We start from the raw sequence: 23,339 nt of genomic DNA, 5'->3' as shown, positions 1-23,339 counted from the left end.
GAAGATGGCAATTCCAATCATTCACTACACAATATTAACACTTTTTAACAACTTTGCATAAGACGGAACTTACTTTATAAGCGAAATGTCAAAAAGTTAACGTGAAATACCATAATTTATTATTGTTTACGCTCAAAACAATAGCGCAGCGGCTGCATTTCTGCAAAGAAGCGTCAATTTCTACAAAAACCCTCTTCCAAACTAACTTTTCAGCCAGGATTTAACTTCATCGGCGTAACTGCCGCTAACCGGAAGTTCAACTGAAGTTAACCTGATCTTCCTGTTCTGCACAGACTGCACTTTTTTAACGGGCACTATGAAACTGCGGTGGATCCGTTTAAACTCAGCCGCAGGAAGCTTCTCCAGGATACGTTTCAGTGGCATCAGCGTAAGTACAGGAGAAACACCTTCGAGATGAATTTTTACGTAATCCTCCATACTCTCCAGGTATTCGATATTTTTTAATACAATTTTTACCATCCGGTATTCTGAATGGACATAAATACAGGCATCGTCAGATAAAGGCTGGGAATTGTTCCTATAGCGGTAATAATCTACAGCCTTGTTCACTGCTTTTGTAAATCTTTCAAAATCTATAGGTTTTAACAGGTAATCAATCGCCTGCAGTTCAAATCCCTCATAAGCAAACTGTTTATAGGCAGTAGTAAAAATGATCATTGGCTTTTTATCCAGGGCCCTTGCCAGATCAATACCAGAAATATCTGGCATATTGATATCCAGGAAAAGCAGGTCGACCTCATTCCTGTTCATATACTCTGCGCCGGAAACAGCATCTTCAAATGTCTGTAAAAGTACCAGATCGGGAAAACGTGAAATGTAGGTACTGATCAGTTCTACAGCGAGAGGTTCATCATCTATTGCAACACATTTTAAAGGCATATCGTGAGTTCTGTTCGCCTAAATATAGATAAATTATGATTATGAACGGAGCACCAGATCTACCGTAAACAACTGATCTGCCTCAGTGATGTCGAGGGAATATTTATCCGGATACAGGTGTCCGAGCCTTTTTCTTGTATTTGCTATCCCTATGCCCGAGCGTTCCGGATGTTTGTTATGATCAAAAATTGTATTTTGACTATGGAAGATGATCCTATCTTTTTCCATACGGATACTAATCACGATCAGCGCCGGTACATGGTTACTAAGCCCGTACTTAAACACATTTTCAATGAAAGTCATCAGCACCAGGGGGCATATCTGGTAGGCCGCAGGATCCCCTTCCACACTGTAATTGAGGGTCACCATTTTACCGAGGCGCAGTTTCTGTAAATCAATAAAATTGCTTATACAGCTCAGTTCGCTCGATAGCGGCACAAAATCCGCTTCTGCCTCATCAGTCACATAACGCATAATATTCGATAACTTCATGATACTCTCAGAGGTTTTCTCACTGCCAATAACGGAAAGGGTATAAATATTATTTAAAGTATTGTACAGGAAATGCGGGTTGATCTGTGCCTTTAGAAAGGACAGCTCTGCTACTGCCTTGTCTGCCTCTGCAAGAATGGCTCTTTTTTCGGTAATCTGCCACTGTTCGACCGATCGTATGGCCATTCCAAATGCCATGACAAGTATAAAAATCAACAAACTGTTGATATCAATGCGCCTGCCCATTCGCCGCGGCCCTTCATTCATATGTGGCCCCGGACCGAAGTTCCGCCCGTTAAACTCCCCTGGCGGAGGAGGCGGCATATTAAAATCACGTTGTATCCTGCCATCCATTTCCATCCTGCGGAAATTACGATTCCTGCTGTTCATCAGCTTATCAAATGGCCTCAGGTAAAAAACCCCGATAAAAAGCAGAATAGCAAAAGAAAAGTACGCAATATACTTCTTCCGGATAAAGTAGTCAGGAATAAGAAAATAGATATTGATATAAAACAGCGAAATATAACAAACGCAGAAACGAAGAAAGGGCAATGAATAAAGAATACCCGGCCAGTTCCCTTCTTGTCCGCTCTCCATAAATAACAGGGGCAGGATCAGAAATAACAGCCATCCGGCAATGTGTAAGAAAACAGAAAATGCCTTGGGACGTAACATATACAAATTAACTCTTATTCCCTGATAACAACCAGAGTTTACCGGTGAATAGTTGATTTATATAGATAAGCAGGCAAATACCGGATTTGACCTTCCCTTACTTATTTGTCTTTGCCGTGGCGGCAGAAACATGAGAAGCAGGTGTGTGGCTCTTCTTTTTAGCCAGTTTGTAAGTACCGATAACAACCATTGAGGCTGCAACAAGTGTAAAAAGCAAATTAAATGATCTCTTGTCCATAGTTTTCTGAATAAGTAAAAAAAATACAAATCCCGTGCCTGTTATAGAATATGACCTGGAAAATTGAACTTTTTGGATGAATAAATTTGTAAATCAGTCTTTCCGGGAGGGTAAGGCGCTGATTGTTAAACCTAATTTAATAGAAATTAAGATTATTCACAAATTATTTAACAAAATTTAGAAATTTTATTTTGAAATAAGAGAGGGCTCTTCAGCATTAATAGCTTTCCAGATCATATCCTTTAATTCTGTGATACCTTTCTGCGCCACTGAAGAAATAAAAATTGCAGGAACATTTGCAGGCAGGTCCCGTTCCATTTCTGCGGTCAGTTCATCGTCCAGCATGTCAGATTTCGTGATCGCCAGCAGATGAGGCTTCTGCATCAGTTCAGGATTGTATTCAAGCAATTCTGTTTTGAGGATCTCGTATTCTGCTTTGATCGTCCTTGCGGTATCCGCAGGAACCATAAATAACAGCACTGAATTCCGTTCGATATGTCTCAGGAAGCGATATCCCAGTCCTTTCCCTTTAGACGCCCCTTCAATGATTCCGGGAATATCAGCCATAACGAAGGACTGACTGCCGCGGTAAGAAACAATTCCCAGATTAGGTACAAGTGTAGTAAAAGGATAATCGGCAATTTCAGGTTTTGCTGCAGATACAACCGATAATAGTGTCGATTTTCCTGCATTGGGGAACCCTACCAGACCAACGTCTGCAAGTACTTTTAACTCAAGAACAATCCACTGCTCAATGCCGGATTCTCCTGGTTGCGCGAAACGTGGAGTTTGAAGTGTAGAAGTTTTAAAATGCCAGTTTCCCAAACCACCTCTTCCGCCGGGTGTAAGAATTTCTGTCTGTCCGTCTTCAGTGATTTCGAAAAGTACTTCGCCGGTTTCAGCATCTTTAGCGATAGTACCAAGGGGTACTTCTAAAAATTCGTCCTTACCAGACTTACCTGTACTGGTAGAACTTGAACCTGGGCCACCATCAGAGGCAAGAATATGTTTGCGGTATTTCAGGTGAAGCAGTGTCCAGAATTGTGCATTACCCTTCAGGATAACGTGTCCTCCCCTTCCCCCGTCTCCCCCATCGGGACCGCCGGTTGATGTCATTTTATCACGGTGCAAATGTGAAGATCCTGCGCCTCCTTTACCGGAACGGCAGCATATTTTAACGTAATCTACAAAATTTGAACCCTGTGACATAACTCTTTTTTAATATTGATCGACTACCCCGCATAACTCAGCAAAGATATCATCGATTTTACCGATGCCATTAACTTTACTCAATTTATGCTGTGCTTCGTAATATGGCAAAACATGAATTGTCTTGCTGAAATACTCTTCTATACGCTTCTGTAATTTGTCAGCCTGGTCATCAACCCTGTTGGTCAATTTCTGGCGCTCGGCAATTCTTTTTGTCAGTTCATCCTGATCAACATCCAGCGCAATAACCGCTGTGATCGAACTTCCTTTACTTTCCAGGAATTCATCCAGTGCTGCAGCCTGTGCAACTGTTCTGGGGAATCCGTCAAAAATAAAGCCTTTAGCACCCGGATTTTTATCCACTTCGTCTTCCAGCATGGCAATGGTGATTGCATCAGGGACAAGCTGTCCGTCTGCGATCAGTGCACTTACCTGTTTACCAAGCGGGGTCTGATTGCTGATGTGTGCTCTGAAAATGTCACCTGTAGAGATGTGGTTCAATTGATAACGTTCGATCAATTTTTCTGATTGGGTGCCTTTACCTGCACCCGGTGGGCCAAAGAGAACAAAATTAAGCATTTGGGTTGTCTTTAAAATTTTAAAAGCCTTCCCGCCACAGGCAGCAAGGCTTTTCTCAGTTGATTGTGCACTTGTAGGGATTCGAACCCCAAACCTTCTCATCCGTAGTGAGATGCTCTATCCAATTGAGCTACAAATGCATTCCGTTCGTTACGGGATTGCAAAAGTAGTATTTGTATTCGGATTTCAAAACTTTTTTTGAAAATAAACTTGCAATCCAATACAAATACCCACTATTTAACCTTCAACAACCTTCTTAACCGCATTAAAATCAGGAAGATCAGGGCGCGGATATTTTTATAAAATTTCTCTTTCTTTCAGCTGATGATCCAGTAATGTGAGCCCCTGCTCGAAACTATGTGGTGCATATCCCAGAACAGCTATTGCCCTATCTAATATAAAGCCGGTTTTTACGGGCCGTTTTGCTGCCTGATTCAAAGATGCCGAACTGATCTCCCTGATCAGCGACCGGTCCAGTTTCCAAAAATCTGCAACCTTAGCCACGAGTTCAGAGATGCTCATCATTTCATCCCCTGAAATATTAAAAACACCTGCTGCATCTTTTTCGGCGATCAGCAGACAGCCTTCTGCAAGATCTTCTGCCAGGGTAGGCATGCGCCACTGGTCGTTTACGACATTGATTGGCTCGCCCTTTTCCAGGGCTTCCTTGGCCCAGAGTACAATATTGCTTCTGCTTTTCTCACTGACAATGCCATATACAATGATAGTGCGCACAATCGCCCAACTGCATTTACTGTTTCTGACTACTTCTTCAGCCCTGAGCTTGGTCTCCCCGTAATAACTCAGGGGATTTGGAATACCCTCTTCATCATAGGGGCCTGCCGCACCGTCAAAAACAAAATCGGTGGATAAATGGATCAGCTGAATCCCGAATTCCTCACATATACCTGCCAGTGTCTCCACAGCTTCTACATTCAGCTGATATGCCAGCTCTTTTTGATCGTGACATTTATCCACATTTGTCAAAGCGGCAGTATGAATGATAGTATCAGGCAGGTGTTTTTCTACTACTGCCCTTACATTTACAGGATCGAGGATATCCATTGTTTCATATTGATACCCCTTTGTGGCCCCGAAACGGTTCATCCCCTTTGATGTGGCTATCAGATTAAATTGCCTGCCAGCAAGCACAGCGGCGGTTATTTTCTGCCCCAGAAGCCCATTGCTGCCGGTAACTAATACGGTTTTCATAGCTGCTAAACTATCAATAAAAAAACTGTGGAAAAACTTTTTATTTATATATAAGAAATATATTGGAAAATCTTAGCTTTGCAAACCGAATTGAGGGCTTTAAACATCCCTTTAACAATTTGATATTTATAATTTTACCAAAAACAATATATGCCTAACATTGGAAAAATAGCGCAGATTATAGGACCGGTAGTAGACGTGAGTTTTGCTGACGATGCTCATTTACCTCAAATCTTCTCTGCATTAGAGATTGAAAAAGAAAACGGTCAGAAGATCGTTTTAGAAGTTCAACAACATCTTGGTGAAGACCGTGTACGTACCATTGCAATGGACTCGACTGACGGTTTGGTTCGCGGGATGTCTGTATTAAGCACAGGTTCTCCTATCAAAATGCCGATTGGAGATCAGATCAAAGGTCGTTTATTCAATGTTATAGGTGAAGCAATTGATGGTATCAATGCAGTTGACAAAACTGTTGGTAAATCAATCCACAATGCACCTCCGCGTTTCGATGAACTTTCAACTGAATCAGAAGTACTTTACACAGGTATCAAGGTAATCGATTTATTAGAGCCTTATGTAAAAGGTGGTAAAATTGGTTTATTTGGTGGTGCAGGTGTTGGTAAGACTGTATTGATCATGGAATTGGTAAACAACATTGCGAAGGCATATGACGGTTTATCAGTATTCGCCGGAGTTGGAGAACGTACACGTGAAGGAAATGACCTTTTACGTGAGTTTATCGAATCTGGTGTAATCAACTATGGCGAGGAATTCCTGCATTCGATGGAAAAAGGCGGATGGGACCTGAGCAAAGTTGACACTGAAAAATTAAAAGAATCTAAAGCAACACTGGTATTCGGACAAATGAACGAGCCTCCTGGGGCACGTGCACGTGTAGCTTTATCAGGATTAACAGTTGCTGAATATTTTCGTGATGGTGATGGTGAAGGCGCAGGAAAAGATATCCTTTTCTTCGTTGATAACATCTTCCGTTTCACCCAGGCAGGTTCAGAAGTATCGGCACTGTTAGGCCGTATGCCATCAGCAGTAGGTTACCAGCCAACACTGGCAACTGAAATGGGATTAATGCAGGAACGTATTACCTCAACCAAACGTGGTTCAATTACATCTGTACAAGCTGTATATGTACCTGCGGATGATGAGACTGACCCGGCTCCGGCTACTACATTTGCCCACTTGGATGCAACTACATTATTGTCACGTAAAATTGCTGAGCTTGGTATCTACCCAGCTGTAGATCCATTAAACTCTACATCACGTATCCTTTCTCCTGCTATTTTAGGCGATGAGCACTACAACACTGCTCAGCGTGTAAAAGAATTACTGCAACGTTACAAGGAACTTCAGGATATCATCGCCATCTTAGGTATGGATGAGTTATCTGAAGAAGATAAACTGGTTGTTCACCGCGCACGCCGTGTTCAGCGTTTCTTATCTCAGCCTTTCCACGTAGCTGAACAGTTCACAGGCTTAAAAGGAGTACTTGTTGATATCAAAGAAACCATCAGGGCGTTTAACATGATCATGGACGGTGAAGTTGATGAGTATCCTGAAGCTGCATTTAACCTGGTAGGTAGCATTGAAGATGCAGTTGAAAAAGGTAAAAAACTATTAGCTGAAGCAAACGCTTAACCAGCGTATACATTTAATATATGACATTAGAAATATTAACACCAGATAAAAAAATCTTTGAAGGCGAAGTAACAGCAGTTACTGTACCTGGTACAATGGGATCTTTCCAGATACTGAGAGACCATGCACCAATCATTTCAACTTTGGAAGATGGTCCGGTAATTATTAAAACTAAAAGCGACGAAGAGATCATTGTGATCAAAGGCGGAGTTGTAGAAGTCTTAAAAAATAAGATCATTGTTTTAGCTGAAGGTGTTGCCTAATATCTAAGTATAAATCTTTTATAAAAGAGGGTATTCAAAAGATACCCTCTTTTTTTATACCAGATTCAAAAGTATGTTAGCTTTTACCGAAGGGCTGAACAGGTATAAAAAATTCAACTTCCCGCGGCCTTTCAGGCATTTTAGGAAGAATTTTGACAGTTTACAATGCAAGCATAATACCCATACCGAATACCGAAACCATATTTGGTATAGATGTCTCAATTTATAGTATCGCATAAAATAGGGAAACCGGAATATTATTCTTATGTTTAAACATTAAACGAACCAATATTTTTTTTCATTTATTTTCAATCTGCTATTGACAGTTTGTAATGCATGAAGTAAATTGGTTTTATATAAAAACAACGAAATGAACACCTCATTTACAACAAACCTTAATGTCATTGTCAACCTGACTACTCTCCTGATTCTTCAGGACAATAAGGCGCTGTAAATGAATTTTTAATAAAAATATCTGAAAGCGCCCCCCAAAAGAGGCGCTTTTTTAATGAACATAATACATACCTGGAACCACATGCAATACTACGATTCAAACACAGTCCTTTACCTGAACGGACAGTTTATCAAATCAGCTGAGACCAAAACAGATTTGTATGGTCAGTCCCTGCATTATGGTTATGCCGTATTTGAAGGAATAAGAGCCTACAATACCCATAACGGCACCAGGATTTTTAAAGCAAAGGAACACTTTGACCGCCTGCAGCGCTCCGCCGAACTCATGCATATCCCTTTCCCCTATGACAAGGATGACCTGATCAGGCAGACCTATAAGTTATTAAAGAAAAATAATTTAAAAGATGCCTATATCCGCCCCCTTGTTTACTGCGGACAGAATATGTCGCTCAGCCCCTCAGCAGCATCATCTATTATGATTTGTGCCTGGGAATGGGGAGCCTACCTTGGGAACAAGCTGGTGAGAGTTGGGATGTCAAGTTACCAGCGCCCCAATCCAAAATCCACACATGTTGAGGCTAAAGCCAGCGGACACTATGTTAATTCTATCCTGGCCACCGCAGAAGCCAAAAACAACGGCTATGATGAAGCGCTTCTGCTGGATATGCACAACAACATCGCTGAAGCTCCGGGAGCCAATATATTCATTGAGAAAAGCGGAAAACTGTACACTCCCCCACTGGGCAGCATCCTGGCGGGAATAACCAGGGCAACAGTAATCAAATTATGCAAAACCCTGGATATCGAATGTGTTGAAAAAAACCTGACGGTTGAAGAGCTGAAAGATGCGGACAGCGCATTCTTCTGTGGAACAGCAGCGGAGATCATCGGCATCGAATCGGTTGACGATACAGTCTTTCCCGCAGTATGGACAGAAACACTCGGAGCAACGATCCAGAGAACCTACAAAGCATTAGTATTAGAAAAACAAAATTACGAAGTAATCATATAACAAGTAAAAAAAGCAATGTCACAACAAACACCAGAACTAAACCGCTACAGTAAAGTTTTTACACAAGATCCTACTCAGCCAGGAGCCCAGGCCATGTTATATGGTATCGGACTGACTACTGAGGATATGTCGAAAGCTCAGGTAGGGATCGCCAGCATGGGTTACGATGGTAACACCTGTAATATGCACCTGAATGATCTTGCGAAAATCGTGAAAGAGGGAGTCTGGGGCAACGACATGGTGGGTTTAACTTTTGGTACAATAGGTGTAAGTGATGGTATGTCAAATGGCACAGACGGCATGCGTTATTCACTGGTGTCGAGAGACGTGATCGCAGATTCTATTGAAACCATCTGCGGCGGTCAGTATTACGACGGACTGATCACCATCCCGGGCTGTGATAAAAATATGCCGGGTTCAATTATGGCAATGGGCCGCCTGAACAGACCATCTATCATGGTGTACGGTGGCAGTATCCATTCAGGAAAATACAAAGGTAAATCTTTAAATATCGTGTCGGCCTTCGAAGCCCTTGGAGAAAAATTAGCAGGTAATTTATCTGAAGAAGATTACCAGGGCATCATCCGCCATACCTGCCCCGGAGCAGGCGCGTGTGGTGGTATGTACACAGCAAATACAATGGCTTCGGCTATTGAGGCAATGGGAATGAGCCTTCCATACAGCTCTTCTCACCCTGCAATAAGCGATGAGAAAAAACAGGAATGCCTGGAGGCAGGAAAAGCAATCCGGGTATTGCTGGAAAGAAATATCCTTCCTTCGGATATCATGACGGAGAAAGCATTTCACAATGCAATTGTAACGGTGATGGTATTGGGTGGTTCTACCAATGCAGTACTTCACTTGATTGCGATGGCCAAATCTGTAGGATTAAACCTGACACTTGAAGATTTTCAGCGCATCAGCGATAACACTCCTGTGCTGGCCGACTTAAAACCAAGCGGACAGTATCTGATGGAGGATGTACATGAGATTGGCGGTGTACCTGCGATCTTAAAATATCTTTTAAAAGTAGGATTGGTTCATGGCGACTGTATGACGGTTACCGGTAAAACCTTAGCTGAAAATGTTGCAGATGCAGCAGACCTGAACTTTGAGACACAAAAAGTAATCTTCCCGGTAGAACAGGCTTTAAAACCAACCGGTCACCTGCAGATGCTGTATGGAAACCTTGCAGAAAAAGGCGCGGTTGCAAAAATCAGTGGTAAAGAAGGTGAAAAATTTGAAGGTCCTGCCCGCGTATTTGAAGGAGAGCAGAAGCTGATCGCCGGTATCCAAAGTGGAAAAGTGCAACGCGGTGATGTGGTAGTAATCATTCAGGTTGGCCCAAAAGGCGCACCGGGAATGCCGGAAATGCTGAAACCGACATCGGCAATTATCGGAGCAGGTTTGGGCAAATCGGTAGCCCTGATCACTGACGGACGTTTCTCCGGTGGTACCCACGGATTTGTGGTAGGCCACATCACACCGGAAGCATGGGACGGTGGAAACATCGGACTTGTAAAAGATAATGACATCATTACTATTGATGCTGTTAACAATACTATACAACTGAACATTTCTGATGAGGAACTTGCAGCACGCAGAGCAGCATGGGTGCAGTTGCCTCCACCAGTAAAAAGTGGTGTACTCTATAAATATATTAAACAGGTAAGCAATGCCAGTGAAGGCTGTGTAACTGACGCCTACACAGATTAATTAACCAAAGGCCCAAATTAAAACGATTAAAATGGAAACAGTACAAGAGGAAGCAACCACATTGAGCCAGCCAAAGAAAACTACAACGGTTACAGGTTCAGTTGCCTTGCTGGAAGGACTAATTGCCGAAGGAACGGAAACTATTTTCGGTTATCCCGGAGGCGCTATCATGCCCATCTATGATGCGATCTATGATTACAAAGAAAAACTAAACCATATATTAGTCAGGCATGAACAATGTGCTGCCCACGCAGCGCAGGGCTTTGCCCGCACATCAGGCAAAGTCGGCGTAGTATTCGCTACAAGTGGCCCCGGTGCAACTAACCTTATCACTGGCCTTGCTGACGCTCAAATTGACAGTACGCCAATCGTTTGTATCACCGGGCAGGTTTTTGCGACTCTGCTGGGTACAGATGCCTTCCAGGAAACAGATGTAATCAATATCAGTGCACCTGTCACCAAATGGAATTACCAGGTAACGGAAGCAAGTGAAATCCCTGCAGCATTAGCCAAAGCGTTCTACATTGCCCGCAGCGGCAGGCCTGGTCCTGTTTTAATCGACATCACAAAAAATGCACAGATGCAGTTGTTCGAATATGAAGGATATACTCCTTGTCACCATATCCGCAGCTACAGACCAAAACCAATTGTCAGAAACGAATACATAGAGGCCGCAGCAGCATTGATTAACAGTGCAAAAAAGCCTTTCATTTTATTCGGCCAAGGTGTAATACTGGGTAGCGCCGAACAGGAGTTCAAAGCTTTTGTAGAGAAAAGCGGTATCCCTGCCGCATGGACAATCCTGGGCAACGGAGCAATCCCAACAGATCATCCATTGAATGTGGGTATGCTGGGTATGCACGGAAATTATGGCCCTAATGTTCAAACCAATTCCTGTGATGTACTGATCGCTATTGGAATGCGTTTTGACGACCGGGTAACCGGAAGACTGGATAAATATGCAAAACAGGCAAAGGTTGTTCACCTGGATATAGACCCTGCCGAAATAGACAAAAATGTGAAAGCCGATGTTCCTGTTTGGGGCGACTGCAAGGAAACTCTACCTTTATTGACTGAACTGATTACAGAGCGATCACATGAAGCATGGCATGCAGAGTTCAAAGCTTTTGATAAAATTGAGAAGGATGAACTTATTGTAAAAGAACTGGAGCCACAGACAGGTGAACTGACAATGGGCGAAGTGATCAACCAGCTGAATATCCTGACCAAAGGAGAAGCCGTGATTGTTAGTGACGTTGGGCAGCACCAGATGGCGGCCTGCAGATACGGTAAATTAAACACTACCCGTCTGAGTGTAACCAGTGGTGGACTTGGTACAATGGGATTCGGTTTACCTGCTGCTATCGGAGCTAAGTTTGGCGCACCTGAACGGACGGTAGTTGCCGTAATCGGTGATGGCGGTTTCCAGATGACTTTACAGGAACTGGGTACCATCATGCAGTTTGGCGTAGATGTGAAGATCCTGATCCTCAACAACCAGTTCCTGGGCATGGTGCGTCAGTGGCAACAACTGTTCAACGAAAAACGTTACTCTTTTGTTGACATTACCAGCCCTGATTTTGTAAAACTCGCTGATTCCTATTCCATTGCGGGCAAGAGAGTTACTGAACGTGAAAACCTGATCCCGGGTCTTGAAGAGATGCTCAATACCCCCGGCTCATTCCTGCTTGAGGTAATGGTTGCCAAAGAACACAATGTTTTCCCTATGGTTCCGCAGGGTAGCAGCGTAAGTGAAATCAGACTTAAATAATTAATGACCATGAGCGATTCAAAAGATATAGAATTAGGAAATGCCAAGCAGGAATTTACCATTACGGTATATACTGAAAACCAGATCGGCATACTGAACCGTATTGCGATTATATTTTCGAGAAGAAAAATCAATATTGAAAGCCTGAATGTCTCTCCTTCAGAAATTGAGCACATTCACCGCTTTACAATCATGATCACTGAGACTGAAGATGTGGTACGCAAACTTGCAAGACAGATCGAGAAACAGGTAGAGGTGTTAAAAGTATATGCCAATACAAATGATGATATCATCTGGCAGGAGCTTGCCCTTTACAAGGTACCTACGGAGATAGTTGCAGAAAAAGTGTTCGTAGAACGCCTGCTGCGCGAAAACGGTGCAAGGGTTGTTGTGATCCGTAAGAATTACACCATCTTCGAAACTACAGGTCACCGTTCGGAAACAGATAAACTGATCGAAGTACTCCAGCCATACGGACTGATTGAGTTTGTCCGCAGTGCAAGGGTGGCGATTATCAAGGACAGTGAAGGCTTTAACAGCAAGCTCAGAGAGTTTGAAAGACTGGAGCCCGGCCAGGAAGTGATAGAAAACGAATTCCTGGACAAGGAAAAAAACGTATTTACTATGTAATCCCACGATTTGCGGAGCTGCGCAATAAAAAACGGGCTCAGCAGATCAGCAAATAATAATTTAAAAGAACCTTAAAAATCAAAAAACAACAAAAACGATGTCAAATTATTTTAACACATTGCCTCTCAGAGAGAAACTAAACCAATTGGGTGTTTGTGACTTCATGGACAGTTCTGAATTTCTGGATGGTGTAAATGCATTAAAAGGAAAAAAACTTGTAATTGTAGGCTGCGGTGCACAAGGCCTTAACCAGGGTTTAAACCTGAGAGACAGTGGTTTGAATATTGCTTACGCTTTGCGTAAAGAAGCTATTGAAGGCAAAAGAGATTCATGGAAAAACGCTACTGAGAACAACTTCCCGGTTGGCACTTATGAAGAACTGATCCCTGAAGCTGATTTAGTGATCAACCTTACTCCTGATAAACAGCATACAGCAGTAGTAAATGCCGTGATGCCTTTTATGAAACAAGGTTCTACATTATTATACTCACACGGTTTCAACATCGTGGAAGAAGGATTACAGGTACGTAAAGACATCACAGTGATCATGGTTGCTCCGAAAAGCCCGGGATCTGAAGTGAGAGCAGAATATGTAAGGGGCTTCGGCGTTCCCACTTTAATTGCTGTACACCCTGAGAATGATCCTGAAGGAAAAGGTTTGGTACAGGCTAAAGCTTACTGCGTGGGAACAGGCGGACACAAAGCTGGTGTATTGAAATCATCTTTCGTAGCTGAAGTAAAATCAGATCTGATGGGCGAGCAAACGATCCTTTGTGGTCTGTTGCAAACAGGTTCTATCTTATCTTTTGATAAAATGGTTGAAAAAGGTATCGATGCAGGTTATGCTTCAAAACTGGTTCAATATGGTGTTGAAGTAATTACTGAAGCTTTAAAACATGGTGGTATCACTGCCATGATGGACAGGTTAAGCAACGTTGCTAAAATCAAGGCTTTTGAAATCTCTGAAGAACTGAAAACAATCATGCGTCCTTTGTTCCAGAAACACCAGGATGATATCATGAGCGGTGAATTCAGCCGTATCATGATGGAAGACTGGGCTGCAGGTGATAAAAACCTGCTGGCATGGCGTGCTGCTACCGGCGAAACTGCTTTTGAAAAAACTCCGGCTGGTGATGTTAAAATCGGTGAGCAGGAATATTTCGACAATGCATTGTTAATGGTTGCCTTCATCAGGGCTGGTGTTGAGCTGGCTTTCGAAACTATGGTAGAAGCAGGAATCAAACCTGAATCTGCTTACTATGAGTCGCTGCACGAAACTCCGCTGATTGCAAATACAATTGCCCGTAAGAAATTATTTGAAATGAACAGGGTGATCTCTGATACTGCTGAATACGGCTGTTATTTATTTGATCATGCCTGTAAGCCTTTACTGGCAGATTTCATGACCAAAGTGGATACTGACCTGATCGGTAAAAACTTCAACGAAGGAAAAGATGGTTCTGTAGATAACAGCGCTTTGATTTCGGTAAATGAAGTGATCCGTTCGCATGAGGTTGAAACTGTTGGAGCTGAGCTGAGAAAAGCAATGACTGCAATGAAGTCGATTAAAACGGTATAAAGAAACAATAAGAACCTCTCCGGCTTTATTACCGGGGAGGTTTAAAAAACAATAAAGAAAATGTCAAAAACATTAGTAGAAAAAATATGGGATGCACACGTGGTAAAAAGCGAAGCAGGATTTCCTGATATTCTATATATTGATACACACTTGATCCACGAGGTTACCTCGCCACAGGCTTTTGATGGTTTACGCAAAAGAGGCCTGCCTGTTTTACGCCCGAAACAAACGGTGGCTACTGCCGACCATAATGTGCCAACAATTGATCAGCTGCTGCCGATCAAGGAAGAGCTTTCACGTTACCAGGTTGATATGCTGACCAAAAACTGTGCAGAATTCGGTATCGAACTGTATGGCCTGGGTCATCCTTTCCAGGGAATCGTCCATGTAATCGGTCCGGAACTGGGTATCACTTTACCCGGTAAAACAATGGTTTGCGGCGATAGCCATACTTCTACGCATGGCGCCTTCGGTGCGATTGCTTTTGGTATTGGTACATCACAGGTAGAACAGGTATTCGCTACACAATGCCTGTTGCAGCAAAAGCCGAAAACCATGAAAATTGAGGTGAACGGTACTTTGGGAAAAGGTGTAACTGCTAAAGACATTATTCTGTATATCCTCTCTAAAATATCTGCGGCCGGTGGTACAGGATATTTTATTGAATATGCAGGTACAGCTATTGAAGCTTTAAGTATGGAAGCCCGCATGACGATCTGTAACATGAGTATCGAAATGGGTGCCAGAGGCGGATTGATTGCGCCTGACCAGACTACATTTGACTATATCGAAGGCAGGGAATTTGCGCCGGCAGGTGCAGAATGGGACAAAGCCCTCGCCTACTGGAAAACATTGTACAGCGACGCTGATGCAGCGTTTGATAAAGTGTTGAGTTTTGACGCTGAAGACATTGGCCCTATGATTACCTACGGAACAAATCCGGGTATGGGTATGGGCATTAAAGAAAATATTCCGTCCACCAGTTCACAGCCTGACAAAGAGCAGTTATCTTATCAGAAAGCGCTGGACTATATGGGTTTTGATGATGATTCATCACTGATCGGAAAACCTGTTGACTATGTATTCATCGGCAGCTGCACAAACTCACGCATTGAGGACCTGCGCGAAGTAGCCGAATTTGTGAAACATAAACAAAAAGCAGAAAGTGTAACGGTTTGGATTGTTCCCGGATCAAAACAGGTGGAACAACAGGCCATCAATGAAGGACTGGACAAGATATTTGAAGAGGCAGGTTTTCAGCTTCGCGAACCGGGATGCAGTGCATGTCTGGGAATGAACGAAGATAAGATACCGGCAGGAAAATATTGTGTTTCTACGTCGAACAGAAATTTTGAAGGCCGTCAGGGCCCGGATGCAAGAACTTTACTGGTGAGCCCGCTGACAGCTGCTGCTGCTGCAATCACCGGAAAGATTACTGATGTAAGGGAATTTTTGACCGAGGCTTAAACATATTGAAATGAAGAAATTCGAAAGATTATCATCGGCTATCGTGCCTTTAAATATAGAGAATATTGATACTGACCAGATCATTCCGGCCAGGTTCTTAAAAGCTACCACACGTGAAGGCTTTGGAGAAAACCTGTTTCGCGACTGGCGGTATAACGGCGATAACACGCCTAAACCTGATTTTGTACTGAACGACCCCACATATAATGGCCGCGTTCTGGTAGCAGGAAAAAACTTTGGCTGCGGAAGTAGCCGCGAGCACGCTGCATGGGCAATACAGGATGCAGGTTTTGATGTAGTGATCAGCAGCTTTTTTGCTGACATCTTCAAAGGAAATGCCCTGAACAACGGATTGCTGCCTATCCAGGTGAGTGACGAGTTCCTGTCCGCAATCTTTACTGCGGTAAGTAAAGATCACCATGCTCAACTGGATGTTGATCTGGAAAGCCAGACAGTAACAATTGTTGCTACAGGCGAAGAAGCAGATTTTGAAATCAATGCCTATAAAAAGTCATGCCTGATCAATGGGTATGATGATATTGATTTTATCCTCGCACAAAAAGACTTAATAGAAGAATTCGAACAGAAAAGATAATGTCAGAGCCCGTCGTACATATTACCGGTTTACATCTCAGGTATCACCATAAAACCGTGTTCCAGGATTTGAGCTGGACCATTAACCGCGGGGATAACTGGCTGTTGAGGGGAAGCAGCGGCAGCGGGAAAACATCTTTGGCGAAAGCTATTGCCGGACTGATTAAGTTCGATGGTGCTGTAGCTACTCATTTTGATCCCCAAAGTACCTTAGCACCGGTTGCGCATTATGTTGCAAACTGGTATCAGTTCAAAGACCTGGAAGGACAATCAAATTTTTATTACCAGCAGCGCTACAATAAACAGGCAGAAGAAACTACGGCTACAGTAAGGGCTGAGCTTGAAAACTACGGTAAAACTCATCAGCTTGACTTTCCTGATGCTGAAAGGCTTGTTGCTGCACTGGGCTTCAGCGAGCTGATCGATTCCACGCTGATCCAGTTATCCAGCGGGGAACATAAGAAATTACAATTGGTAGAAGCCCTCTGGTACCGCCCCCAGTTGCTGATCATGGATCAGCCCTATAACGGTCTGGATAAACTTTCCCGCCAGCACCTGAACGCTTTACTTGAAGAAATCACTGCAGCAGGCACGCAGCTCATCCTCATCAGTAATGAAAAGGAACTGCCCTCTTCTGTGAACCGCTTTGCGGAAATCAAAGATGGCCAGGTATATGAAACTACTGCCGGACATACAGCCGATTTCGGGGAAGAGACAAACATGCCAGTGCCAGAATTTTTACGTGAAGGACCTGTTTCCTTAGCTGAGAGCATCGTAAAGATGAACAATGTAAACATCAGCTATGGCGATAAACAGGTGTTGAAAAATATCAACTGGGAAATTAACCCAGGAGAAAAGTGGTTGTTGCAGGGGCATAACGGCTCTGGTAAATCCACCCTGCTGAGTTTAATCACGGGCGACCACCCTCAGGCTTATGCCAACGATTTCTATCTGTTTGGCCATAAACGCGGAAGTGGTGAGAGTATCTGGGATATCAAAAAACGCATGGGGTTGATTTCACCTGAATTACAATGGTATTTCGATCCCTCGGCTACGGTAAAACAAAGTATCATCTCCGGATTTTTTGATAGTCAGGGCTTATTTCGGGAGCCTAATTACACCCAGCGCACGCAAGCCGATGAACTGATCGCTTATTTCGGACTGAAAGAGTACCAGGATACCCTGATGAACCAGCTTCCTCTTGGCAAGCAACGGCTGGCATTTTTAGCACGTACAATTATCAAAAACCCGGAACTGCTGATCCTGGATGAGCCGTGTCAGGGTCTGGACCAGCGGCAGGCGCAATATTTTAACAAACTGGTAGACGAATTATGCAGCAACGGCACCACATTAATATACGTGGGCCATTTTGAATCACAGCTGCCGGCTTGTATTGAGAAAAGAATTTTATTGGAAAACGGAGAAGTAAAATCCGTCGAAACTATATTAGAAAGCATTTTATAGCATGAAGAAAAACATATTAGTAATTCCCGGAGACGGAATAGGACCAGAAGTTACCACCTGGGGCAAAGCAGTACTGGAGCAGATCGCCAAAAGTTTCAATCACGAATTTACTTTCGATGAAGCACTGATGGGCCATGCAGCTATAGAAGCTACAGGTAACCCTTTGCCAGACGAGACCCTGGAGAAAGCAAGAAAAAGTGATGCTATCCTTTTTGGTGCTGTAGGTCATGCCCTGTATGACAACGACCCTTCACTGAAGGTGCGTCCGGAACAGGGACTGTTAAAGATCCGCAAGGAACTTGGCCTCTATGCGAACCTACGTCCTATCCTGTTATTTGATGAATTACTGAATGCTTCAAGTATCAAAGCACATATCCTTAAGGGAACAGACATCCTGTTCTTCAGAGAATTGACAGGTGATGTTTATTTTGGTGAGAAAAAACGTTCTGAAGACAGACATACGGCTTCTGACCTGATGATCTATAACAAATATGAAGTAGAAAGAATTGCACACAAAGCATACGAGGCAGCTATGCAGCGTGGCAGAAAACTGTGTTCTGTTGATAAAGCAAACGTGCTGGAAAGCTCACGTCTGTGGAGAGAAACAGTACAGGAGATCGCTAAACTGTATCCCGAAGTAGAAACTACACATATGTTTGTAGATAATGCAGCAATGCAGCTGATCAAAGATCCGAAACAGTTTGATGTAGTTGTAACTGCCAACCTGTTTGGCGATATCCTGACCGACGAGGCTTCACAGATTGCCGGTTCAATGGGTATGCTGGCCTCTGCATCTGTTGGCGACGGAACAGGCTTCTTTGAGCCTATCCACGGTTCTGCCCATGATATTGCCGGTAAAAACCTGGCTAACCCACTGGCCTCTATCCTGTCGGTAGCGCTGATGCTGGAAATCAGCTTCGGACTGAAAGAAGAAGCTGAACTGATTATCTCTGCAATTGACCAGGTACTGAAAGAAGGTTTCAGGACCGGCGATATCGCAGATGAAACGATCAGCCCGTACAAAGTACTGGGTACTGAAGAAATGGGGAAACTCGTTTTGAAATTTATAACACAAAAAACTTACACTAACTAGAATTTAAACCAGAGCATATATGTTACACGATCCGAATAGAGTTTATGTATTTGATACCACCCTTCGTGACGGAGAGCAGGTACCGGGCTGTCAGTTGTCTACACCAGAAAAGATTGAAATCGCGAAAGCGCTGGAAGCCCTGGGCGTAGATGTTATTGAGGCAGGATTCCCTATTTCAAGTCCGGGTGATTTTCAAAGCGTAGTTGAACTCTCCAAAGCAGTGAGTGAACCTGTTATCTGCGCTTTAACAAGAGCTAACAAAGGTGATATCGATGCAGCTGTGGCGGCGTTGAAGTACGCGAAACGTCCAAGGATACATACCGGGATCGGATCGTCGGACATGCACATCAAATATAAGTTCAACAGCACTCGTGAGGATATCCTTGCGCGCGCAGTTGAAGCAGTGAAATATGCAAAACAGTTTGTAGAAGACATCGAGTTTTATGCAGAAGATGCCGGTCGTGCCGACAATTTCTTTCTGGCGCAGATGATCGAAGCGGTAATCGCTGCGGGTGCAACAGTGGTAAATATTCCGGATACCAACGGTTACTGTCTGCCGGAACAATATGGTTCAAAAATCCTTTATCTGAAGGAAAATGTAAAAAACATAGATCAGGCAATAATATCTGTACACTGCCACAATGATTTGGGACTTGCTACAGCAAATACACTGGCTGGGGTGATCAATGGTGCCAGACAGGTAGAATGTACCATCAATGGTATCGGTGAGCGTGCAGGTAACACTGCATTGGAAGAAGTGGTGATGGTATTGAAAACACACCATGCCCTTAACCTGAGCACCAATATCAACTCCAAACATTTCAGCAGGATCAGTTCACAGGTTAGCCGCATGATGCGCATGCCGGTACAGCCGAATAAAGCGATTGTAGGACAGAATGCCTTTGCACACAGCTCTGGTATTCACCAGGACGGTTTCCTCAAACACAGGGAAAACTATGAGATCATCAATCCTGAAGATGTAGGACTGGATCAGGCCGATATTATCCTAACAGCCCGCAGTGGCCGTCATGCCTTGAAACACCACCTTGAGAGGTTGGGATACGTCATTGACAAGATCAACCTTGACCAGGTATATGAGAAGTTCCTTTTAATTGCCGATCAGAAAAAAGAAATATCAGATAACGATTTACTTGCACTGATGAGCGAAGGCGAAGAAGATACCTACAAAAACGGGTATAAATTAAACTCTTTACAGGTGGTTTGTGGCGATAGTGCAAATCCAACTGCTACCATCAGGCTGGAATACGAAGGTGTGGAACACGAGGCAAAAGCTGAAGGCAACGGCCCCGTAAATGCAACGATCAAGGCTATCGAAAGTGTAATCGGCAAAGATATCCAGTTGAAAGAACTGACTATCCAGGCTATTCACGGCGGCAGCGATGATGTCAGCAAAGTAAATATGAGGGTATCCTATGAAGACAAATCTTATCTGGGCTATGGATTTAGTACCGATATCGTGAAGGCTTCGGCAGATGCTTACCTGGACGCCCTGAACAAATTTTTGTAAAGATGGAAAACCTGGAAAAAGAAGTAGAACTGGACTTTATTGCTGCTGCGGCACGTATTGCAGATACTGTAAAACGTACTCAGCTGGAGTACAATGAGGGGCTTTCATTAAAATATAATGCAAAGATCTATCTGAAAAGAGAAGACTTACAGGTAGTACGCTCCTATAAATTGCGGGGTGCATACAATATGATCAGTACGCTTGATCCTGATCAGCGTAAACAGGGTGTAGTGTGCGCCAGCGCAGGTAACCACGCGCAAGGTGTTGCTTATTCCTGCAAAAAACTGAATATCCAGGGTGTGATTTTTATGCCTGAAATTACACCAAGGCAGAAGATCAAACAAACAGAAATGTTTGGCGGGGATAACATTAAGATTGTATTGGTAGGTGATACTTTTGATGACTGCATGAAAGAAGCGCTGATTTATACCACTACACATCAGATGGTATTCATCCCTCCTTTTGATAATGCAAAGATCATCGAGGGACAAGGTACCGTAGGTGTGGAAATCTTTGAAGATTTACCTTCAACCGACGTGGTGATCATGCCTATTGGTGGTGGAGGACTGGCATCAGGCGTGGGGAGTTATTTCAAACACGTTAAGCCTGAGATCAGCCTTATCGGTGTAGAGCCTGAGGGCGCTCCATCAATGAACCAGGCGCTGAAGAATGGCAGTCCGGTAACACTGGAATATATAGACAGGTTTGTAGATGGTGCAGCAGTTAAACGTGTAGGAAACCTGACGTTTGAATATTGCAGCGAACTGCTGGACCAGATGTTATTAATTCCTGAAGGGAAAATCTGTACTACGATTTTAAAGTTGTACAATGAAGATGCTATCGTGGTAGAACCTGCCGGCGCACTTGCTGTGGCTGCGCTTGATCAGCTAAGAGATACGATTGCCGGTAAAACTGTCGTGTGTATCGTCAGCGGTGGAAACAACGATATCGAAAGGATGCAGGAGATCAAAGAAAAGTCTTTACTTTTTGAAGGGTTAAAACACTATTTTATCGTCCGTTTTCCTCAGCGTCCGGGAGCGCTGAAAGCATTTGTCAACAATGTATTAGGGCCAAATGATGATATCACCAGGTTTGAGTTTATCAAAAAAACCAACCGTGAAAACGGACCTGCCCTGGTAGGGATTGAATTACAGGAAGCTTCGGATTATGCTTCCCTGAAGCAGAGAATGAGCGACTTCAAATTTGAGATGATCGAATTGAATAACGATCAGACTTTGTTTGAATACCTGGTCTGATACAGTCCCGGGTAAACATGTTTAGTATAAAGGCCGTATCATTTGTAAATGCTACGGCCTTTATTATTATTTAGCGGGACTCAGACTGTCCTTAATCTTGCACATTGTTCCGGAAGCCAGTGCATACGCATATGCAGCTATTGCCTTCGGCTTACTGCTCTCCTGATTTTTAAAGTACCAGACATCTTCCATAAATCCGGGAAAGTTCTTTGCATTCAGCTGATCAAAAGCTACCGAAATCGTTGGTGTCAGCGAGTAAGCAGAATGCCATACACCAAAAGGAATATACAATGTTTCTCCCGGGCCAACAGTAAAGCTGATCGGCGTTGCATGTTTGAATTTCGGATGCTTATCATAATCAGGCTCAAAAATATTCACTTCTGACCTCCATTGGTTCTTTTCAGTAGCATACAGAAACTCTTCCTGCCCTCTTGGGAATACAGTAAACCGCTTTTCGCCATAAAGCTGGTTAATCCAGGCACTCAGGTGATAATAATCTTTGTGTACGTATGGAAATTTACCCCCGGGACCACCTACAAACAGTTCCAGGATACCACCCCAGTTTCCGCGTTTAAAGGCTTTATCTTCCAGCCAGTTTGGTTTGGCGTAATTCAGTCCCATAGGCTTCAGCAGATCCAGCATCTCCGGGATCTCATGAGTGATATCAAAAGTCAGCGGATAAGGAGCAGGTTTATCTACAGTACTGTTTTCAACCAGATCCATTACTTCTGTCATGGTATAAGGTTTACCGGTAACTTTATCATTGACGTCACTTAGTTTATCAGGGTAGTTTTTACGAAACCAGTCGGGCGTTAACAGGCCATTTGCCTTCCAGACCTTAGTAGCATCCGTAAATATAACCGGTATGCCAGGATTATGGTGTTCCTCCATAAATTCCTGATAGCTGATGTTCGATTTTCTTTGTACTTCCATATTGAACGTTAATGGATTGAAGATATAAATATTTATCAAATATATAATGTCCGGTCAGCATCAAAAAATTTGCTGTGAATTGAGGCCGGTCCACAATGTATTTAAAGCGTATAATAAGTTTTACCCCACGAAACATGCCGGAGTGGAATTATCATTTATTACGTTTATACTTAATCTACGAGAAAAATGGCAGCATAATTGATGCTGCTTTATAAAATACAATATGAAAAAATACTTACTGTTATTATTTATTGCTGCTGTTGGCCTCTCCTCGTGTAAGAAGGAAGTCCTGGTAGCAAATGATTTACCAAACATCACCCTTCTGAAATATATCAACCCAAATCAATGGCTTTCCTCTTCAGATGGCAGATCATTGACTGTCGGCATTCCGGTTGCAGAAATTGACCGTGATACTTTTGAGAATGATGATATATCATTAATGATATCCAGAAACGATAGTGATACCTATGAAAAAATGCCCTTTGTTTACAACGGTCAAACCTATAGCTATACTGTTGAGCCCGGGATTGTAACTATAGATGTGCAAACTTCTGATGCCCAAAACACAATCCCCGTACGCCCGACTCAGACAGCAAGGGTTAAAATCGTACTTATCAGGTCATCCCTATAGTTTGCTGCTTAAAGCGGTGCGGGATTT

Annotated in this window: 21 protein-coding genes and 1 tRNA gene; 14 read left to right on the top strand and 8 right to left on the bottom strand. The window is 43.2% G+C overall.

Annotation, left to right across the window (positions count from 1 at the left end):
- Positions 1 to 201: 201 nt before the first annotated feature.
- The 7 genes from ABWY16_RS19445 to ABWY16_RS19415 form a co-directional block, all read right to left on the bottom strand.
- Complete coding sequence (locus ABWY16_RS19445; protein ID WP_353906330.1) at positions 202 to 900, bottom strand: LytR/AlgR family response regulator transcription factor; 699 nt, start codon at positions 898 to 900, stop codon at positions 202 to 204.
- A gap of 39 nt (positions 901 to 939) precedes the next feature.
- Positions 940 to 2,067: a sensor histidine kinase gene (locus ABWY16_RS19440; protein ID WP_353906329.1), complete on the bottom strand. Its 1,128-nt coding sequence runs from the start codon at positions 2,065 to 2,067 to the stop codon at positions 940 to 942.
- A 97-nt stretch (positions 2,068 to 2,164) separates the two neighbouring features.
- Positions 2,165 to 2,305, bottom strand: a complete 141-nt coding sequence (locus ABWY16_RS19435; RefSeq protein WP_353906328.1) for a hypothetical protein — start codon at positions 2,303 to 2,305, stop codon at positions 2,165 to 2,167.
- 186 nt (positions 2,306 to 2,491) lie between these two features.
- On the bottom strand, positions 2,492 to 3,514 hold the full coding sequence (gene obgE, locus ABWY16_RS19430) for a GTPase ObgE (RefSeq protein ID WP_353906327.1): 1,023 nt from the start codon (positions 3,512 to 3,514) through the stop codon (positions 2,492 to 2,494).
- A 9-nt stretch (positions 3,515 to 3,523) separates the two neighbouring features.
- Positions 3,524 to 4,093, bottom strand: coding sequence for an adenylate kinase (locus tag ABWY16_RS19425; protein ID WP_353906326.1), 570 nt, complete (start codon positions 4,091 to 4,093; stop codon positions 3,524 to 3,526).
- A gap of 66 nt (positions 4,094 to 4,159) precedes the next feature.
- Positions 4,160 to 4,233, bottom strand: a tRNA-Arg gene (locus ABWY16_RS19420).
- A 157-nt stretch (positions 4,234 to 4,390) separates the two neighbouring features.
- Positions 4,391 to 5,305, bottom strand: a complete 915-nt coding sequence (locus ABWY16_RS19415) for an SDR family oxidoreductase (protein WP_353906325.1) — start codon at positions 5,303 to 5,305, stop codon at positions 4,391 to 4,393.
- 150 nt (positions 5,306 to 5,455) lie between these two features.
- Between ABWY16_RS19415 and atpD the strand changes: the two genes are divergently transcribed.
- The 13 genes from atpD (at position 5,456) to ilvA (ending at position 21,748) form a co-directional block, all read left to right on the top strand.
- Positions 5,456 to 6,961 (top strand): F0F1 ATP synthase subunit beta, encoded by a 1,506-nt coding sequence (gene atpD, locus ABWY16_RS19410; RefSeq protein ID WP_353906324.1) that lies wholly within the window; start codon positions 5,456 to 5,458, stop codon positions 6,959 to 6,961.
- Between the two features lie 20 nt (positions 6,962 to 6,981).
- The gene (gene atpC, locus ABWY16_RS19405; RefSeq protein ID WP_353906323.1) at positions 6,982 to 7,224 is read left to right on the top strand and encodes an ATP synthase F1 subunit epsilon; all 243 of its coding nucleotides are present in this window, start codon (positions 6,982 to 6,984) and stop codon (positions 7,222 to 7,224) included.
- Positions 7,225 to 7,732: 508 nt separating this feature from the next.
- Positions 7,733 to 8,650: a branched-chain amino acid transaminase gene (locus tag ABWY16_RS19400; protein WP_353906322.1), complete on the top strand. Its 918-nt coding sequence runs from the start codon at positions 7,733 to 7,735 to the stop codon at positions 8,648 to 8,650.
- Between the two features lie 15 nt (positions 8,651 to 8,665).
- The gene (gene ilvD, locus ABWY16_RS19395) at positions 8,666 to 10,366 is read left to right on the top strand and encodes a dihydroxy-acid dehydratase (protein WP_353906321.1); all 1,701 of its coding nucleotides are present in this window, start codon (positions 8,666 to 8,668) and stop codon (positions 10,364 to 10,366) included.
- A 31-nt stretch (positions 10,367 to 10,397) separates the two neighbouring features.
- Positions 10,398 to 12,137, top strand: a complete 1,740-nt coding sequence (gene ilvB / locus ABWY16_RS19390; RefSeq protein ID WP_353906320.1) for a biosynthetic-type acetolactate synthase large subunit — start codon at positions 10,398 to 10,400, stop codon at positions 12,135 to 12,137.
- Between the two features lie 9 nt (positions 12,138 to 12,146).
- Entirely contained in the window at positions 12,147 to 12,767 is a 621-nt protein-coding gene (gene ilvN / locus ABWY16_RS19385; protein WP_353906319.1) for an acetolactate synthase small subunit, read from the top strand.
- A gap of 97 nt (positions 12,768 to 12,864) precedes the next feature.
- Entirely contained in the window at positions 12,865 to 14,346 is a 1,482-nt protein-coding gene (gene ilvC, locus ABWY16_RS19380) for a ketol-acid reductoisomerase (protein WP_353906318.1), read from the top strand.
- Positions 14,347 to 14,406: 60 nt separating this feature from the next.
- A complete protein-coding gene (gene leuC / locus ABWY16_RS19375; protein WP_353906317.1) occupies positions 14,407 to 15,813 on the top strand; it encodes a 3-isopropylmalate dehydratase large subunit in 1,407 nt (468 codons plus the stop codon).
- A 10-nt stretch (positions 15,814 to 15,823) separates the two neighbouring features.
- Positions 15,824 to 16,408, top strand: a complete 585-nt coding sequence (gene leuD, locus ABWY16_RS19370; protein ID WP_353906316.1) for a 3-isopropylmalate dehydratase small subunit — start codon at positions 15,824 to 15,826, stop codon at positions 16,406 to 16,408.
- Positions 16,408 to 17,871 carry an ATP-binding cassette domain-containing protein gene (locus ABWY16_RS19365; RefSeq protein ID WP_353906315.1) on the top strand — a complete coding sequence of 488 codons (1,464 nt, stop codon included), beginning with the start codon at positions 16,408 to 16,410 and terminating at the stop codon, positions 17,869 to 17,871. Before leuD ends, ABWY16_RS19365 begins: the two co-directional genes overlap by 1 nt.
- Position 17,872: 1 nt before the next feature.
- Positions 17,873 to 18,964 carry a 3-isopropylmalate dehydrogenase gene (leuB, locus tag ABWY16_RS19360; RefSeq protein WP_353906314.1) on the top strand — a complete coding sequence of 364 codons (1,092 nt, stop codon included), beginning with the start codon at positions 17,873 to 17,875 and terminating at the stop codon, positions 18,962 to 18,964.
- A 19-nt stretch (positions 18,965 to 18,983) separates the two neighbouring features.
- Positions 18,984 to 20,492: a 2-isopropylmalate synthase gene (locus ABWY16_RS19355; protein ID WP_353906313.1), complete on the top strand. Its 1,509-nt coding sequence runs from the start codon at positions 18,984 to 18,986 to the stop codon at positions 20,490 to 20,492.
- Between the two features lie 2 nt (positions 20,493 to 20,494).
- A complete protein-coding gene (gene ilvA, locus ABWY16_RS19350) occupies positions 20,495 to 21,748 on the top strand; it encodes a threonine ammonia-lyase IlvA (protein ID WP_353906312.1) in 1,254 nt (417 codons plus the stop codon).
- A 66-nt stretch (positions 21,749 to 21,814) separates the two neighbouring features.
- Here ilvA and ABWY16_RS19345 read toward each other — a convergent pair whose 3' ends face one another.
- Positions 21,815 to 22,681 (bottom strand): cupin-like domain-containing protein, encoded by an 867-nt coding sequence (locus ABWY16_RS19345; protein ID WP_353906311.1) that lies wholly within the window; start codon positions 22,679 to 22,681, stop codon positions 21,815 to 21,817.
- A 223-nt stretch (positions 22,682 to 22,904) separates the two neighbouring features.
- Here ABWY16_RS19345 and ABWY16_RS19340 point away from each other — a divergent pair, with 223 nt between their 5' ends.
- A complete protein-coding gene (locus ABWY16_RS19340) occupies positions 22,905 to 23,312 on the top strand; it encodes a hypothetical protein (protein WP_353906310.1) in 408 nt (135 codons plus the stop codon).
- Positions 23,313 to 23,339 lie beyond the last annotated feature (27 nt).

The sequence above is a fragment of the Pedobacter sp. genome (assembly GCF_040513095.1).
Lineage (GTDB): Bacteria > Bacteroidota > Bacteroidia > Sphingobacteriales > Sphingobacteriaceae > Pedobacter.
Note: the sequence above shows the minus strand (reverse complement) of the source record. Positions and strands in the feature narration are given on the sequence as shown.